We start from the raw sequence: 12,799 nt of genomic DNA on the forward strand, positions 1-12,799 counted from the left end.
CAAACCACCAAAACGGGGAAGACGACCACACCACCATGACCTCAACCGGCAAGCGATCCACCGCGCTCGCAGCCCTCGTGACCGCCGCCGTCATCGGCGCACCGGCCCTCTCCGCGCACGCCGTGTCCGGCAAGCCCGAGAACGACACCAGCCACGCCTACACCGCCCGCCTCGACATCGGCGGCGGCGCCAAGTCCTGTTCCGCGGCCCTGATCGCCCCCCAGTGGCTCGCCACCTCCGCGTCCTGCTTCGCCGACAACCCGGCCGAGTCCATCAAGATCCCCGCCGGGGCGCCGAAGCTGAAGACCACGGCGACCATCGGACGCACCGACCTGACCACCACCGCGGGCACCGTCCGCGAAGTGGTGCAGCTCGTCCCGCGTGACGACCGCGACCTGGTTCTGGCCCGGCTGTCCGCGCCCGTCGCCGACATCGCCCTGCCCGGCCTCGCCACCGCCGCGCCCGCCAAGGACTCCGCCGTGTCGGTCACCGGCTACGGACGCACCAAGGACGAGTGGGCGCCGCTGAAGCTGCACGGCGACAGCTTCCAGGTCGACCAGGTCAACACCACCGACCTCACCGTCCACGGCACCTCGGGCGCGGCGATCTGCGCCGGCGACTCGGGCGCGCCCGTGTTCGCCTCCACCGGACTGCTCGGCGTCGCCTCCCGCTCCGACCAGGGCGGCTGCTTCGGCACCGACCCCGCGCAGACCTCCACGGCCGGCGTCGTCACCCGCACCGACGACATCGCCGCCTGGGTGAAGTCCACCACCGAATCGGCCCCGTTCGCCGACTTCAACGGCGACGGCGTCGAGGACACCGCCGTCGGCGACCCCAAGGCCGTCATCGGCGGCGACGCCGAGGCCGGCGCCGTCCACGTCGTCTACGGCGGCGGCAAGGGCACCGCCGAGCTGGACCAGGACCAGGACGTCGTGCCCGGCGGCGCGGAGCCCGGCGACCGCTTCGGCTACGCCCTGGCCGCCGTCGACTACGACAAGGACGGCTACACCGACCTCGCCGTCTCCAGCCCGTACGAGGACGCCGACTCCATCGCCGACGTCGGCATGGTCTCCGTGATCTACGGCTCCCCGAACGGCCTGGGCAAGGGGCGCGCCTCCGACAACTACGCCCAGGGCGAGGGCAACGGCGGCCTGAAGGACGCGGGCAAGGAGAAGGGCGACACGCTCGGCTACTCCCTGGCCGCCGGGATCACCCGCGACAACGAGCCGTTCATCGTGATCGGCGACCCGGGCGAGGACGTCGGCTCCGTCGTCGACGCGGGCTCCGTGGTGTACGTGCACGGCAACACCAACGTCTACCTCTCCCAGAACGCCGGCCTGCCCGGCTCCCCGGAGGCCGGCGACAAGGTGGGCACCGCCGTCGCGGCCGACATGACCAACATCGTGATCGGCATACCGGGCGAGGACATCGGCGACAAGGCCGACGCGGGCGGCGTCGCCGTCCTGACCCACAACCTGGGCCCGAACGGCAAGCCGATCGTGCGCGCGGGCATCGACCAGGACCTCGACAAGATCTCCGGCGGTGCGGAGAAGGGCGACGAGATGGGCAAGTCCGTCGCCATCGTCCCGAAGGGAACGAACGGCGACTCGATCATCGCCGTGGGCGCCCCGGGCGAGTCGATCGTCCCGTCCGGCAGCACCACGAACGTGGCGAACGCCGGAACGGTCTTCGTCCTCGACTTCCCCGCCAAAAGCGACTGGAAGCAGCAGACGGTGATCAACCAGGACCAGGCGAACGTGGCCGGCGGCGTCGAGACCGGCGACCGGTTCGGTGAGACCCTCGCCGCCGTCGACCTCGCCCCCGGCAAGGCCACTCCGGGCTGGGCCGACCTGCAGCTCACGGTGGGCGTTCCCGGCGAGTCCCAGGGCACGGTGGCCGGCGCCGGCTCCGTGCAGACCTTCTCCCTGGTGGGCGCGCCCGGCGACCACGACGACGTCCTGTACGCCGGCTACAACAAGGTGCCCGGCACGCCGGGCGCGAACCAGCACCTGGGCCAGTACCTCGCGGTGTCCCCGACGCACGTCTCCATCGGCATGCCGAACGGCCCGCAGGCCGGCGGCGCGGTCTACCAGGTGCCGTGGAACAACGTGACCTCGCACGCGAGCAGCCCCGACGCGGACGAGAACGTCACGGTGCTCCGGCCGGGCACGGGCGGCATCCCGGCAGGCGGCAAGGCGTTCGGCTGGGCCATCCAGTGACCTGCTGACGGCCTGCTGACGGCCTGCTGACGGCCCACCGATGGGCTGGACCACACGGCGGACAGCCGAACACCTCGCCCCGCCCACGCACGCGCCGTGGGCGGGGCGAGGTGCGTTCACCACCCGTGCATCGGTGTGGCCGTGGGCTACTGCACGATCGTGATCCGGTTCGGGACCGGCGGGGCGATCGGGGCCGTGGCCGAGGAGCTCGCCGTGAGGTACTGCTGCAGGGCCGTCAGGTCGTCGGTGCCGACGAGGTCGTTCGTGCCCTGGCCCAGGGTGGTGAAGCCGTCGCCGCCGCCCGCGAGGAAGCTGTTCGTCGAGACGCGGTAGGTCGCGGCCGGGTCGATCGCCGCGCCGTTCAGCCGGATGGAGTCCGTGACGACGCGGTCGGCGCCGCTCTTCGTCAGATCCAGCGTGTACGTCAGGTTGGCGGACGGCTGCAGGATCTTCGGCGCGCTCGCGTTCGTGCCGCTCACCTGCTCCTTGAGCACCTGGATCAGCTGGGCGCCGGTGAAGTTCTGCAGGTTCACCGTGTTGGAGAACGGCTGCACGGTGAAGCCCTCGGCGTAGGTGACCACGCCGTCGCCCTCACTGCCCTTGGCCGCGTAGGTGAGGCCCGCCCGGACGCCTCCCGGGTTCATCAGCGCGAGGTCCGTCTCCGGGTCGAGCTCACGGCCGTACCAGAGCTGGGCGTCCGCGATCAGGTCGCCCATCGGGGACTCGGTGCCCGTGTTGGGAACGTCCGCGGATATGTAGCCGATCGCGCGGTTGCCGACCGGCGCCGCCAGCGTGTTCCACCTGCTGATCAGCTCGGTCATGTCGGGCGCCTTGGCGACGGTCCGGGTGACCACGTGGTTCGCCGACTTGACCGCCGTGCGGGCGATGTCGCCGGTGAAACGGTCGTACGTCAGCGTGGTGTCCGTGTACAGACGACCGAAGGACGCGGCCGAGGTCACCGTGCGCGGCTTGCCCGACGGGTCCGGGATCGTGCAGGCGTACGCGGCGTGCGTGTGACCCGTCACCAGCGCGTCCACCGCCGGCGTGATGTTCTTCGCGATGTCGACGATCGGGCCGGAGATGCCGGCGCCCGCGCCCGGGGAGTCGCAGTTGTAGTTGTACGCGCCCGAGGCCGGCAGGCCGCCCTCGTGGATGAGCGCCACGATCGACTTCACGCCCTGCTTCTGCAGCACCTTGGCGTACTTGTTGATCGTCTCGACCTCGTCCTTGAACTTCAGGCCCTTGACGCCTTCGGCGGAGACGACACCGGGGGTGTCCTCCAGCGTCACACCGATGAAGCCGATCTTGACGTCCTTCTTCTTCCAGACGTAGTACGGCCTCAGGATCGGCTTGTTCGTCTTCTCGTCCAGGACGTTCGCCGCCAGGTACGGGAAGTCGGCGCCCTGGAACTTCTTGTCGGTGTAGCAGCCGGCCGTCGGGTGGCAGCCGCCGTTCTGCAGGCGGGCCAGCTCCTTGGCTCCCTCGTCGAACTCGTGGTTGCCGACGCTCGTGACATCCAGGTCGAGCTTGTTCAGCGCCTCGATCGTGGGCTCGTCGTGGAACAGGCCCGAGATCAGCGGGGACGCGCCGACCATGTCACCGCCGGCCGCGGTGATCGAGTACGCGTTGCCCTTGCGCGCCTCGCGCAGATGGGTCGCGAGGTACTCGACACCGCCCGCGTCGATCGTCTTCGTCGTGCCGTCCGCCTGCAGTTCGGTGACCCGGCCGGAGGAACCCGACGGAGGCTCCAGATTGCCGTGCAGGTCGTTGAAGGACAGCAGCTGCACGTCCTGGTAGCGGCTCGGCAGCGGCTTGCCGTGCCTGCCGTCGTGGGCGTCCGCCGGGAGAGCGGCGGCCAGGGCGCCGACGGTGGCGAGCGTGGCGGCGGTCGCGAGCAGACGGTACGTACGACGTCTGTGGCCGGGGTTCGGCTGGGAAGTGGCTGGCATGCGCCCCCCTGTGGATCGGCTGAGGTAAGTGGCAGGTAAGTGGCCCCGTTCGGGCGCAGCCTAGAGTCAACGCGCGTAGCGCGACAGGGGGTTCAGGGTTACATCCTGGTTTCCCTTTGCCCTCTCCTTTGCCCTCTCCCGTGCGCCCACTTTGCGGCGCCCTCCCCTTACCCTCGTACGCATGACCAGCGACGACACCGCACGGATCCCCGGCTCCCGAGCCATCGAGACCCACTCCGAGCTCACCCCCGAACAGGTCGAGGCCGTCCTCGATCTGCTCGCGGAGGCCGCCCGGACGGACGGCCAGCAGGCGGTGTCCGAACAGGGCCGGCTGCAGCTGCGCGGAGGCGCCCGCGAGGGCGTCTCCCACCTCGTCCTCACCCTCGGCGACGAACTCGTCGGCTACGCCCAGCTGGAGGACACCGACCCGGTCGAGGCGCCCGCCGCCGAACTGGTCGTCCACCCCTCCCACCGCGGTCACGGGCACGGACGGGCGCTCGGCTCCGCCCTCCTCGCCGCCTCCGGCAAGCGACTTCGCGTGTGGGCCCACGGCGGGCACTCCGCCGCCCGGCACCTCGCCCAGGTGCTGGGCCTGTCCCTGTTCCGCGAACTGCGCCAGATGCGGCGGACCCTGACCGACCTGGAGCTGCCCGAGCCGGGGCTGCCCGAGGGCGTCACCGTCCGCACCTTCGTGCCCGGCCAGGACGACACCGCGTGGCTCGCCGTCAACGCCGCCTCCTTCGCCCACCACCCCGAACAGGGCTCCCTCACCCAGCGCGACCTCGACGACCGCAAGGCCCAGCCCTGGTTCGACCCCGCCGGCTTCTTCCTCGCCTTCCGCGGTGAGCAGCTCATCGGCTTCCACTGGACGAAGGTCCACGCCGAGGAGCAGCTCGGCGAGGTGTACGTCCTCGGCGTCGCGCCCGGGGTGCAGGGGGGCGGCCTCGGCAAGGCCCTCACCACGATCGGCCTGCGGCATCTTGCGGGGCAGGGCTTGCCCACGGCGATGCTGTATGTCGATGCCGACAACAAGGCGGCGGTGTCGGTGTACGAGAGGTTGGGGTTCACCACGTACGAGACGGATCTGATGTACCGGACGGAGACGTGAGCGTTCGTTGTTCGGCCCTGAAGGGGCCTCGTCCTCAAACTCCCCCAGAGGGGGCACCCCCAGACGGGCTGAAGAACCAGCGCCCCTTCAAAGGCTCCGGTGTCCATATCGCGCTCAGTGTCACCGTCACGCCCAGCACCACCGCCCATCTCAGCTGGGTCTCCACCCAGTAGGGGTCGTGGGGTGTTCCCAGCAGGCCCCACCTGTTGGGGACCAGCAGTGTCACTCCGGCCGCCACCGCCAGCCAGATCGCCGTGCCTCTGCCCACCTCCGCCGTTTCGGTGAAGCGGACGGCGATCGTCGCGAGGGCGAGGGCGGCGCAGGCCATCGCCGCCGCTTCCAGAGTGGCCGGGCCGAGTTCGGGGCGGGTCGGGGCGGGGAGGAGGAGCAGGGCCGTCGCCCACCAGAGGAAGGTGAGCGGGGCCACGAGGGCCAGGCGCAGGACGGTTCGCCGGGCGCGGCCCACCGGTGTCGCCGCGGTCGTGTTGCGGGCGGGGTCGTCCAGGAGAAAGGCCAGGCCCAGAGCTCCGGTGAGCGCGGTGAGGCGCAGCACCAGCCGGCCCAGGTCGGCGTCCGGTGCGTGCTCCGGCAGACGTACCGTCGCCGCCAGCAGCAGGCCCGTCCCACCGGTCGTGGCCAGCGCCGGCCAGGGGAGACTGCGCCACACCGACGGCAACAGAGACCGGAGCAGGACCGCGCGCATCCTTCTCGCTTCGACTGCGACTCCGGCTCCCTCCTCGACTCCGGCTCCCTCCTCGACTCCGGTTTCTGCTTCTCCGCTCACATTCAGTCCTCGGCCCTCTGCTTCTCGTCCTCCTACTCCTCGCACTTCTCCGCCTCCTTCGGCACCGCGACGCCCAGCAGCTTCGCGGCCTGGGCGGTCGTCGTGCTCGCGGACGTCAGTTCCGCCCAGTGGGCCTTGACGCGGGCCGTCATCTCGGCGCGCGGGCCGGCAAGGAGTTCGCGGACCACCGTCGTCTGCGTCGCCGTCATGCTCAGTCCGTTCGTCGGGGCCAGGACCTGGTCCCGACCGCTGGTGGTGTCGTTCAGCCGCACGTTCTGGAACGTGGCCATCGGAGTGGGGTCGGCGCCCAGGACCAGCCACATGACGGTCACCGTGCGGGCGTCGCACATCTCCTGAAGCGTCACGTTCTCCGAGCCGCCCACCAAAACCGAGGCGGCACCGACCGCGAACTCGGGGACGCGGTTGCCGCCCCAGCGTGTGCCGACGGTCACCTCGCCCGGAGTGGAGGAGGGGTCCAGGGCGGCGTCGACCTCCTCACCGTTGTAGATGCGCTGGCGGACCGTCAGCGGAGCCTGCGCCGCCGAACCTCCCGCCAGGGACTGGAGCCGGTCGACGATCTCGGCCCATTCCGGCCGCACGCCCTTCCACTCGGGGAACGAGCAGTACGTCGAGCCGCCGTACCGCGTGCACGACTGGACCTTCTGCGGGGTCTCGGACGCCGTCTTGCGGGCCGTGTCCAGGGCCGCCGTGTCACGCGGGAGCTGGCCGATCACGCCGGCCGCGGTGGCCGCGAGGGCGAGGGCGGTCGCCGCCTTGACGGCTCGGGTACGCCCGCCCGAGAGCAGTAGTGCCGCGCAGGCCAGCAGGACGCACGCCGCCGTCACATACAGCGCGTGCCAGCCGGCGGGGCGACCGAGGAGGTCGGCCGGTACCGGGTCGCCGCCGCTGGAATCGGAGAACAGGATCGGGGAGAGCCAGCCCATCCACTTGCCGTCGATGCCGACGACGGCGGAAGCCAAGGTGATCAGCACGTACAGGGCGATGACGAAGAGTATGGGGATGAAGGGGGAGGGCAGCAGGCGGGCCAGCAGCACGCCCGTGATGCCCGCCATCAGGACGCTCAGCGGCCCGACGGCCAGTTCCCCGAGGGAGCCGTGGCCGATCGCGCCCGGCTTCAGGGCCTCCCGGGTGAACTCGGCCGCGACGACGAGTGCGGTGAGTGCCGCGTAGGGGATCACGGACAGCACATGGGCGAGGGTGCGCCGCCAGGGTTCCATGGGCAGCACGTCGAACTGCTGGACCGTGCCGTGCTTGCGGGAGCGCAGTGCGGCGGAGTTGGTGCAGATGAGCAGGGCGACGGCGAAGAGGAGGGGTGCCACCTGCGTCCGGCGGTCGACCGTGTTGAGGACGGGGAAGTCGTCCATGCCGTCCCTGCTCATCAGCCGCAGGACGACGAAGCCGACGTAGAGGGCGAAGAAGAACAGCACCGGGACCTGTTGGAGCAGTTCGCGGGTCTCGAAGCGGGCAAGGGCGAGGACCGCACTGGCGCGGTGGCCCTCGCGTGGGGGCTCGGTGCGCATGGAGGCCGGCTCGCCGGCCGTCGGGGTGCCGGTGCTCATGCCGGCGCGCATGTCGGCGCTCATGCCGACGCCTCCGCGCTCTCGCCGTCGAGGGCGAGCAGATAGCCGTCCTCCAGGGTGGGTTCGAGGAGGTCGGCGCCGGTCGGCGGGTCGCCGATGTTACGGAAGGCGCCGGTGCCGGTGCGCCAGCCGGCCAGGGCCTTCGGGTCGCGTTGCGCGCTGCTCCAGACCCGGCCGGCCGCGCGGGCCGTCAGGTCGGCCGGGGTGCCCTCGAAGCGGACCCGGCCGCGGGCCAGGACCACGACACGGTGGCAGAGCATCGCCACGTCCTCGGTCTGGTGGGTGGACAGCAGCACCGTGCGGCCCTCGCCCGCCTGGGCGATCAACTCACGGAATCTCATGCGCTGTTCGGGGTCGAGGCCGACGGTCGGCTCGTCCAGCACTAGGAAGCCGGGGTCGCCGACGAGGGCGGCGGCCAGGGCGACGCGCTGCCGCATGCCGCCGGACAACCGCTTGATGCGCTTGCCGCGCACCTCCGAGAGGTCGACGGCCTCCAGCACGCGCCGCACCTCACGCAGCCGGGCGGCGCGGTCGGTGAGCTCCTTCAGGATCGCCACGTAGTCGACGAACTCGAAGGCGGTGAAGTCCGGGTGGAATCCCGGGCTTTGGGGGAGGTAGCCCAGAGTGCGGCGCAGGTTGAGACGGCCGGTGGCGGTGCCCGGGTCGTGGCCGAGGGCCGTGAACGAGCCCCCGTCGGGCGGCGCGGCCGTGGCCAGCACCCGCAACAGGGTGGTCTTTCCGGCGCCGTTGGGTCCGAGCAGCCCGGTGACACCAGGACCCAGCCGCAGCGACACCCCGTCGAGGGCGCGGGTGCCGCCGAAACGCAGGGAGAGGTCGGTGACCGTCACGGTGGTGGAGCCGGAGACAGAGGCCGTGGTCATGTGGAACTCCTGAAGGCCGGGCCGAGAGACGCCGGAGCCGAGGTCATTGGAACGCGGGCCGCGCGGGTAGGGGGCGTCGGGGTGAGGGGTGTCGGGGTGAGGGGTGTCGGGGTCGGGGGGTGGGTCATCGTGTGCCGCCTTCTGGGAAGCCGGCCAGGGGGCGGGCGTCGAAGCGGTCTCGGGACTGGTAGAGCAGCAGGGCGGCCAGGGCCGCCACCGCTGCCGCGGCCGACTGACCCGCCGCCGTGAAGGGGGCGAGTGTGTCGTGCTCGGGCGTCCGGGCCGTCGCCACCACCAGCAGGGTCAGCCAGCCGCCGCCGACCAGGGCGGCCGCGACGACCGGGCCCAGCCGCGCGGTCAGCGCGAGGCCCGTCGCGGTCAGGGCGAGCGCGGGCAGCAGCCAGGACAGGGCCAGCAGCCCGTACCCCGGAAGGGCCAGCGTCGCCAGGCCGTTGAAGACCAGCCCCGCGGTGAGCACCGCGACCGTACGGATCATCAGCAGCCGGAAGCCGTGCAGCGGGGCCACGACGGCCATCTCGTACGTCGGGTCCAGGGACGGTCCGTAGGACAGGGCGACGCCTGCGAGCGGGAGCAGCGGGGCGAGTGCGAGGAACAGCGCGGGCTGGTCCGCCACGCGCACCGCCAGCACCGTCATGACCAGCAGGAACAGCACCGACAGCAGCCAGGAGCGGCGCAGTACCGGCGTCGCCGCGAGCAGCCGCGCGGTGTGGTCGGCCACGCCGAGCCGCACCAGCAGCCGTTCGAGCAGGCTCGGGCGCGGCGCGTCCAGCTCGGCGTCCAGCCGCTCCCAGCCGGCGTCCAGCGCGACCGGGTCGGTGGTCGCCGCCAGCCGGGCCCGGCACTGCGCGCACCCGGTGAGGTGGGTGTCGGCGGACCACAGCAGGGGGGGCGCCAACTCGCCGTGCGCGTAGGCGCGCAGGTCTTCTTCCGCCACGTGCCACGTCATGCCAGGTCCTCCCTCGACTGCTCGTCGCCCACGCGAGCGCGCGAGCCCACTCCGCACACGTACCGCCTCATGCCAGCGCCTCCCGCAGTTGCTTGCGGGCACGCTGGGCCCGCGTCTTGACGGTGCCGGGCGGGATGCCGAGCAGAACGGCCGCCTCCCGGGTGGTGAGCCCGTCGATGACGGTCGCCTGCAGGACGGCCCGCAGCTCCGGCGAGAGCCGGACGAGGGCCCCGGCGAGGTCTCCGTGCTCCACCCCCGCGAGCACGCGTTCCTCCGCCGAGGCCTCGTCGCGGTGGCGCAGACGGGCCAGTGCCTGGCGCAGCCGGCCGCGCGCCCCGTCGCCGCGCACGGCGTCAACCAGGCGCCGCGCGCCGATGCGCCACAGCCAGCCGGCGGCGTCGCCGGAGGCGCTCTCCTCGCGGTAGCGGGCGGTGCCGCGCCACACCGCGAGGAACGTCTCCTGAACGACGTCGTCGACTATCCCGGCGTCGGCGCAGCGGCCGCGCAGGCGCGCGGTCAGCCACGGTGCGTACCGCCGGTACAGCTCCTCGAAGGCGTGACGGTCCCGGTCCGCCGCGATGGCCCGCAGCAGCTCCCCGTCGCTTCTCGTTTCGCTCACAACCCCTCATCGGACGAGCCCCGCCGATCGGTTCACGATTCCCCACACGATTTTTTCGGGCTCACCGGCACCGCCCGCACATCCCCCACCGACCCCCACCGACCCCCACCGACCCCCGCTCCCTCCACCTGCCCCCACCTGCCCCCCACTTGCCCCACCTGCCGATCTTGACTTCCGCGCCGCGTTCCACCACCCTTTCACTACTTAATTAGTGAAAGGGTGGTTGTCCAGTGGTCGAATACCACATCGACCGGCACAGCGGCGTCGCCACCTACGTCCAGATCGTCCAGCAGACGAAGCAGGCGCTGCGCCTGGGCATGCTGCAGGCCGGCGACAAGCTGCCCACCGCACGCGAGGTCGTCGAGGCGACCGCCATCAACCCGAACACCGTGTTGAAGGCGTACCGCGAGCTGGAGCGCGACGGGCTGGTGGAGGCCCGGCGCGGCCTCGGCACCTTCGTGCGGCGCGGGCTGAGCACCGCCCCGGCCGACTCGCCCCTGCGCACCGAACTGGACGGCTGGGCGGTCCGGGCCCGAGCGGCCGGGCTGGACCGCGACGACGTCTCCGCGCTCTTCACAGCCGTACTCGACGAACAGTTCTCCGTACCGGCGGCACCCGCCGTGCCTGCCGTATCCGACACCCTCACCGCCCATGCAGAGCGAGAGCACCTTCAGGGAGATCCCTCATGACCGACACCGCCATGGCGGCAACCGCGCTCGGCAAGCGCTTCGGCCGACGCGGGGGCTGGGCGTTGCGTGACTGCACGTTCCGGCTCCCCGCCGGGCGCGTCTGTGCCGTCGTCGGGCCCAACGGCGCGGGCAAGTCCACGCTCCTCGCCCTCGCCACCGGTCTGCTGGCCCCCACCGAGGGCCGGATCACCGTCCTGGGGACGGACCCGGCGTCCGCACGCGCGCGTGTCGCCTACGTCGCCCAGGACAAACCTCTGTACCCGCAGCTCACCGTCGCCGAGACGCTGCTCGTGGGCGCCGACCTCAACCCGGGCCGCTGGGACGCCACCACCGCCGAGCGGATCGTTTCCGCGGGCGATCTCGACCGCAAGAAGAGGATCCGTTCCCTCTCCGGCGGCCAGCGCACCCGCGTCGCACTCGCCCTGGCCCTGGCCAAGCAGCCCGAACTGCTCCTCCTCGACGAGCCGATGGCCGACCTCGACCCGCTGGCCCGGCACGACCTGATGGGCACCCTGATGGCCTGCGCGGCGCAGTACGGCACGACGATCGTGATGTCGTCGCACGTGGTGGCCGAACTGGAGGACTCCTGCGACCACCTGCTGCTGGTGGGCGGCGGTCGGGTGCGCCTCGCCGGTGAGATCGACGACCTGCTCGCCGCCCACACGCGCGTGAGCGCACCGACGCAGTCCAGCGCGTCGGACCTCGCCCGGGACCCCGGCCGGGATCTCGCCCCGCACACGGTCGTCGAGTCGCGTATCACGGGCCGTCAGCTCTCCGCCCTGGTCCGGCCGGCGGGCCCGCTCGCCGACGAATGGCGCACCTCGACGCCCTCCCTGGAGGACCTCCTCCTCGCCTACCTGCGCAACCCGCAGGCCGCTCCGCTCACCCCCGCCGTGCCCGAGGAGGCCGCCGTATGACCGCACTCGCCCTCTCCCCGGCCGCCTCGAAGGGCACCCCCGAACGCCGTCCCGGACCGCGCTGGCTGCTGCGGCTGCACCGGGGCGCCCTGTACGCCTGGACCGGCCTCGTCGTCGTCCTCGCCGTCGCCCTGGTGTGGCTGTGGGGGCCGCTCACCGACAGTGCGGCCGACGCCTGGCGGCAGTATCGCGCCTGCCCCGACGACGGCCTCTGCCAGTACGACCAGGACGCGATCGTCCGCTTCAAGAGCGTGTACATGTACACGACCGGCGCGCTGACCGCGCTCCCCTTCGCGGTCGCCGCCTGGGCGGGTGCCTCGCTGTTCGGCCGCGAGCTGGAGCACGGCACCGCACAGCTCGCCTGGACGCAGGGGGTGTCCCCGACCCGCTGGCTGGCCACCAAGCTGGCCGTGCCGACCGTCCTGGTCGCCGCGGGCACCGGCCTGCTGGTCGCGCTGCACCGCCTCATGTGGTCGGCGGGCGTCCACCGCATCGACACCACCAAGAGCTGGTACGACAACCTCACCCTGCACACCAACGGCCCCACCACGGTCGCCTTCGCCCTGCTCGGCCTGGCCGGCGGCGCCCTGGCCGGCCTGCTGCTGCGCCGCACCCTGCCCGCGCTGGTCCTCGCCCTCGGCGTCGTCGGCGCCGCGCGCGTGCTCGCCGACCAGGCCCTGCCGCACCTGTGGCCGGGCGTCACCAAGATCTCCAGCCTCAGCACCGGCCCCGACGGGGTGGGCATCTTGGTCGACTCGGGCCTGGTCACCTCCACCGGCGCGCACATCCCGGACATCGGCTGCGCGTCGGTCCTCCCGGACGGCTGTGCCGATGCGTACGCAAAGGTCGACGCGACCGGCTACTACGCCACCTACCACCCCGAGTCGCACTACTGGCCGCTCCAGCTGACCACGACCGCCCTCCTGCTGACAGTCGCCGCCGCCCTCACCGTGGCCGCGTTCGTCCTCCTCAGGCGCACGACCGCGACCACCCCGCGCGCGGGCGAGGGGACCGCCGTATGACCGCGGCCGACTGCACCGCATGCGCCGGACCCGGCGCCCCGGC

The 12,799-nt window shown here is 72.2% G+C and carries 11 protein-coding genes; 5 read left to right on the top strand and 6 right to left on the bottom strand.

The window, feature by feature from the left end; genetic code table 11:
• The first annotated feature begins 35 nt into the window (after positions 1-35).
• Entirely contained in the window at positions 36-2,219 is a 2,184-nt protein-coding gene (locus ACIBTS_RS39500; RefSeq protein WP_399325466.1) for a trypsin-like serine protease, read from the top strand.
• A gap of 146 nt (positions 2,220-2,365) precedes the next feature.
• Here ACIBTS_RS39500 and ACIBTS_RS39505 read toward each other — a convergent pair whose 3' ends face one another.
• Positions 2,366-4,168 carry a bifunctional metallophosphatase/5'-nucleotidase gene (locus tag ACIBTS_RS39505; protein WP_399325469.1) on the bottom strand — a complete coding sequence of 601 codons (1,803 nt, stop codon included), beginning with the start codon at positions 4,166-4,168 and terminating at the stop codon, positions 2,366-2,368.
• A 181-nt stretch (positions 4,169-4,349) separates the two neighbouring features.
• On the opposite strand from ACIBTS_RS39505, the gene mshD reads away from it, so the two are divergent.
• Positions 4,350-5,276 (top strand): mycothiol synthase, encoded by a 927-nt coding sequence (gene mshD, locus ACIBTS_RS39510; protein WP_399325471.1) that lies wholly within the window; start codon positions 4,350-4,352, stop codon positions 5,274-5,276.
• A gap of 34 nt (positions 5,277-5,310) precedes the next feature.
• On the opposite strand, the gene ACIBTS_RS39515 is transcribed toward mshD, so the two are convergent.
• The 5 genes from ACIBTS_RS39515 to ACIBTS_RS39535 all read right to left on the bottom strand — a co-directional run bounded on the left by ACIBTS_RS39515 (position 5,311) and on the right by ACIBTS_RS39535 (position 10,128).
• Positions 5,311-6,060: an ABC transporter gene (locus ACIBTS_RS39515; protein ID WP_399325473.1), complete on the bottom strand. Its 750-nt coding sequence runs from the start codon at positions 6,058-6,060 to the stop codon at positions 5,311-5,313.
• A gap of 32 nt (positions 6,061-6,092) precedes the next feature.
• A complete protein-coding gene (locus ACIBTS_RS39520) occupies positions 6,093-7,664 on the bottom strand; it encodes an ABC transporter permease (protein WP_399325475.1) in 1,572 nt (523 codons plus the stop codon).
• Entirely contained in the window at positions 7,661-8,542 is an 882-nt protein-coding gene (locus ACIBTS_RS39525) for an ABC transporter ATP-binding protein (protein WP_399325477.1), read from the bottom strand. The genes ACIBTS_RS39520 and ACIBTS_RS39525 overlap by 4 nt, the downstream gene beginning before the upstream one ends.
• Before the next feature lie 124 nt (positions 8,543-8,666).
• Positions 8,667-9,509, bottom strand: coding sequence for a zf-HC2 domain-containing protein (locus ACIBTS_RS39530; protein WP_399325478.1), 843 nt, complete (start codon positions 9,507-9,509; stop codon positions 8,667-8,669).
• A 67-nt stretch (positions 9,510-9,576) separates the two neighbouring features.
• Entirely contained in the window at positions 9,577-10,128 is a 552-nt protein-coding gene (locus tag ACIBTS_RS39535) for an RNA polymerase sigma factor (RefSeq protein ID WP_319677857.1), read from the bottom strand.
• Positions 10,129-10,358: 230 nt separating this feature from the next.
• Between ACIBTS_RS39535 and ACIBTS_RS39540 the strand changes: the two genes are divergently transcribed.
• The 3 genes from ACIBTS_RS39540 to ACIBTS_RS39550 are packed head-to-tail and all read left to right on the top strand — an operon-like array spanning position 10,359 to position 12,756.
• Positions 10,359-10,817, top strand: a complete 459-nt coding sequence (locus ACIBTS_RS39540) for a GntR family transcriptional regulator (RefSeq protein ID WP_399325481.1) — start codon at positions 10,359-10,361, stop codon at positions 10,815-10,817.
• Complete coding sequence (locus ACIBTS_RS39545; protein WP_399325482.1) at positions 10,814-11,734, top strand: ABC transporter ATP-binding protein; 921 nt, start codon at positions 10,814-10,816, stop codon at positions 11,732-11,734. The genes ACIBTS_RS39540 and ACIBTS_RS39545 overlap by 4 nt, the downstream gene beginning before the upstream one ends.
• The gene (locus ACIBTS_RS39550; RefSeq protein WP_399325484.1) at positions 11,731-12,756 is read left to right on the top strand and encodes an ABC transporter permease; all 1,026 of its coding nucleotides are present in this window, start codon (positions 11,731-11,733) and stop codon (positions 12,754-12,756) included. Before ACIBTS_RS39545 ends, ACIBTS_RS39550 begins: the two co-directional genes overlap by 4 nt.
• Positions 12,757-12,799 lie beyond the last annotated feature (43 nt).

It is taken from the genome of Streptomyces sp. NPDC050121, from assembly GCF_044460385.1.
Classification (GTDB): domain Bacteria; phylum Actinomycetota; class Actinomycetes; order Streptomycetales; family Streptomycetaceae; genus Streptomyces; species Streptomyces soliscabiei.

What these genes read in the sequence shown, in the direction of transcription:
- ACIBTS_RS39500 (WP_399325466.1), top strand. Translation starts at nt 36, where the DNA reads ATGACCTCAACCGGCAAGCGATCCACCGCGCTCGCAGCCCTCGTGACC.
- ACIBTS_RS39505 (WP_399325469.1), bottom strand. Translation starts at nt 4,168, where the DNA reads ATGCCAGCCACTTCCCAGCCGAACCCCGGCCACAGACGTCGTACGTAC.
- mshD (WP_399325471.1), top strand. Translation starts at nt 4,350, where the DNA reads ATGACCAGCGACGACACCGCACGGATCCCCGGCTCCCGAGCCATCGAG.
- ACIBTS_RS39520 (WP_399325475.1), bottom strand. Translation starts at nt 7,664, where the DNA reads ATGAGCGCCGACATGCGCGCCGGCATGAGCACCGGCACCCCGACGGCC.
- ACIBTS_RS39525 (WP_399325477.1), bottom strand. Translation starts at nt 8,542, where the DNA reads ATGACCACGGCCTCTGTCTCCGGCTCCACCACCGTGACGGTCACCGAC.
- ACIBTS_RS39530 (WP_399325478.1), bottom strand. Translation starts at nt 9,509, where the DNA reads ATGACGTGGCACGTGGCGGAAGAAGACCTGCGCGCCTACGCGCACGGC.
- ACIBTS_RS39545 (WP_399325482.1), top strand. Translation starts at nt 10,814, where the DNA reads ATGACCGACACCGCCATGGCGGCAACCGCGCTCGGCAAGCGCTTCGGC.
- ACIBTS_RS39550 (WP_399325484.1), top strand. Translation starts at nt 11,731, where the DNA reads ATGACCGCACTCGCCCTCTCCCCGGCCGCCTCGAAGGGCACCCCCGAA.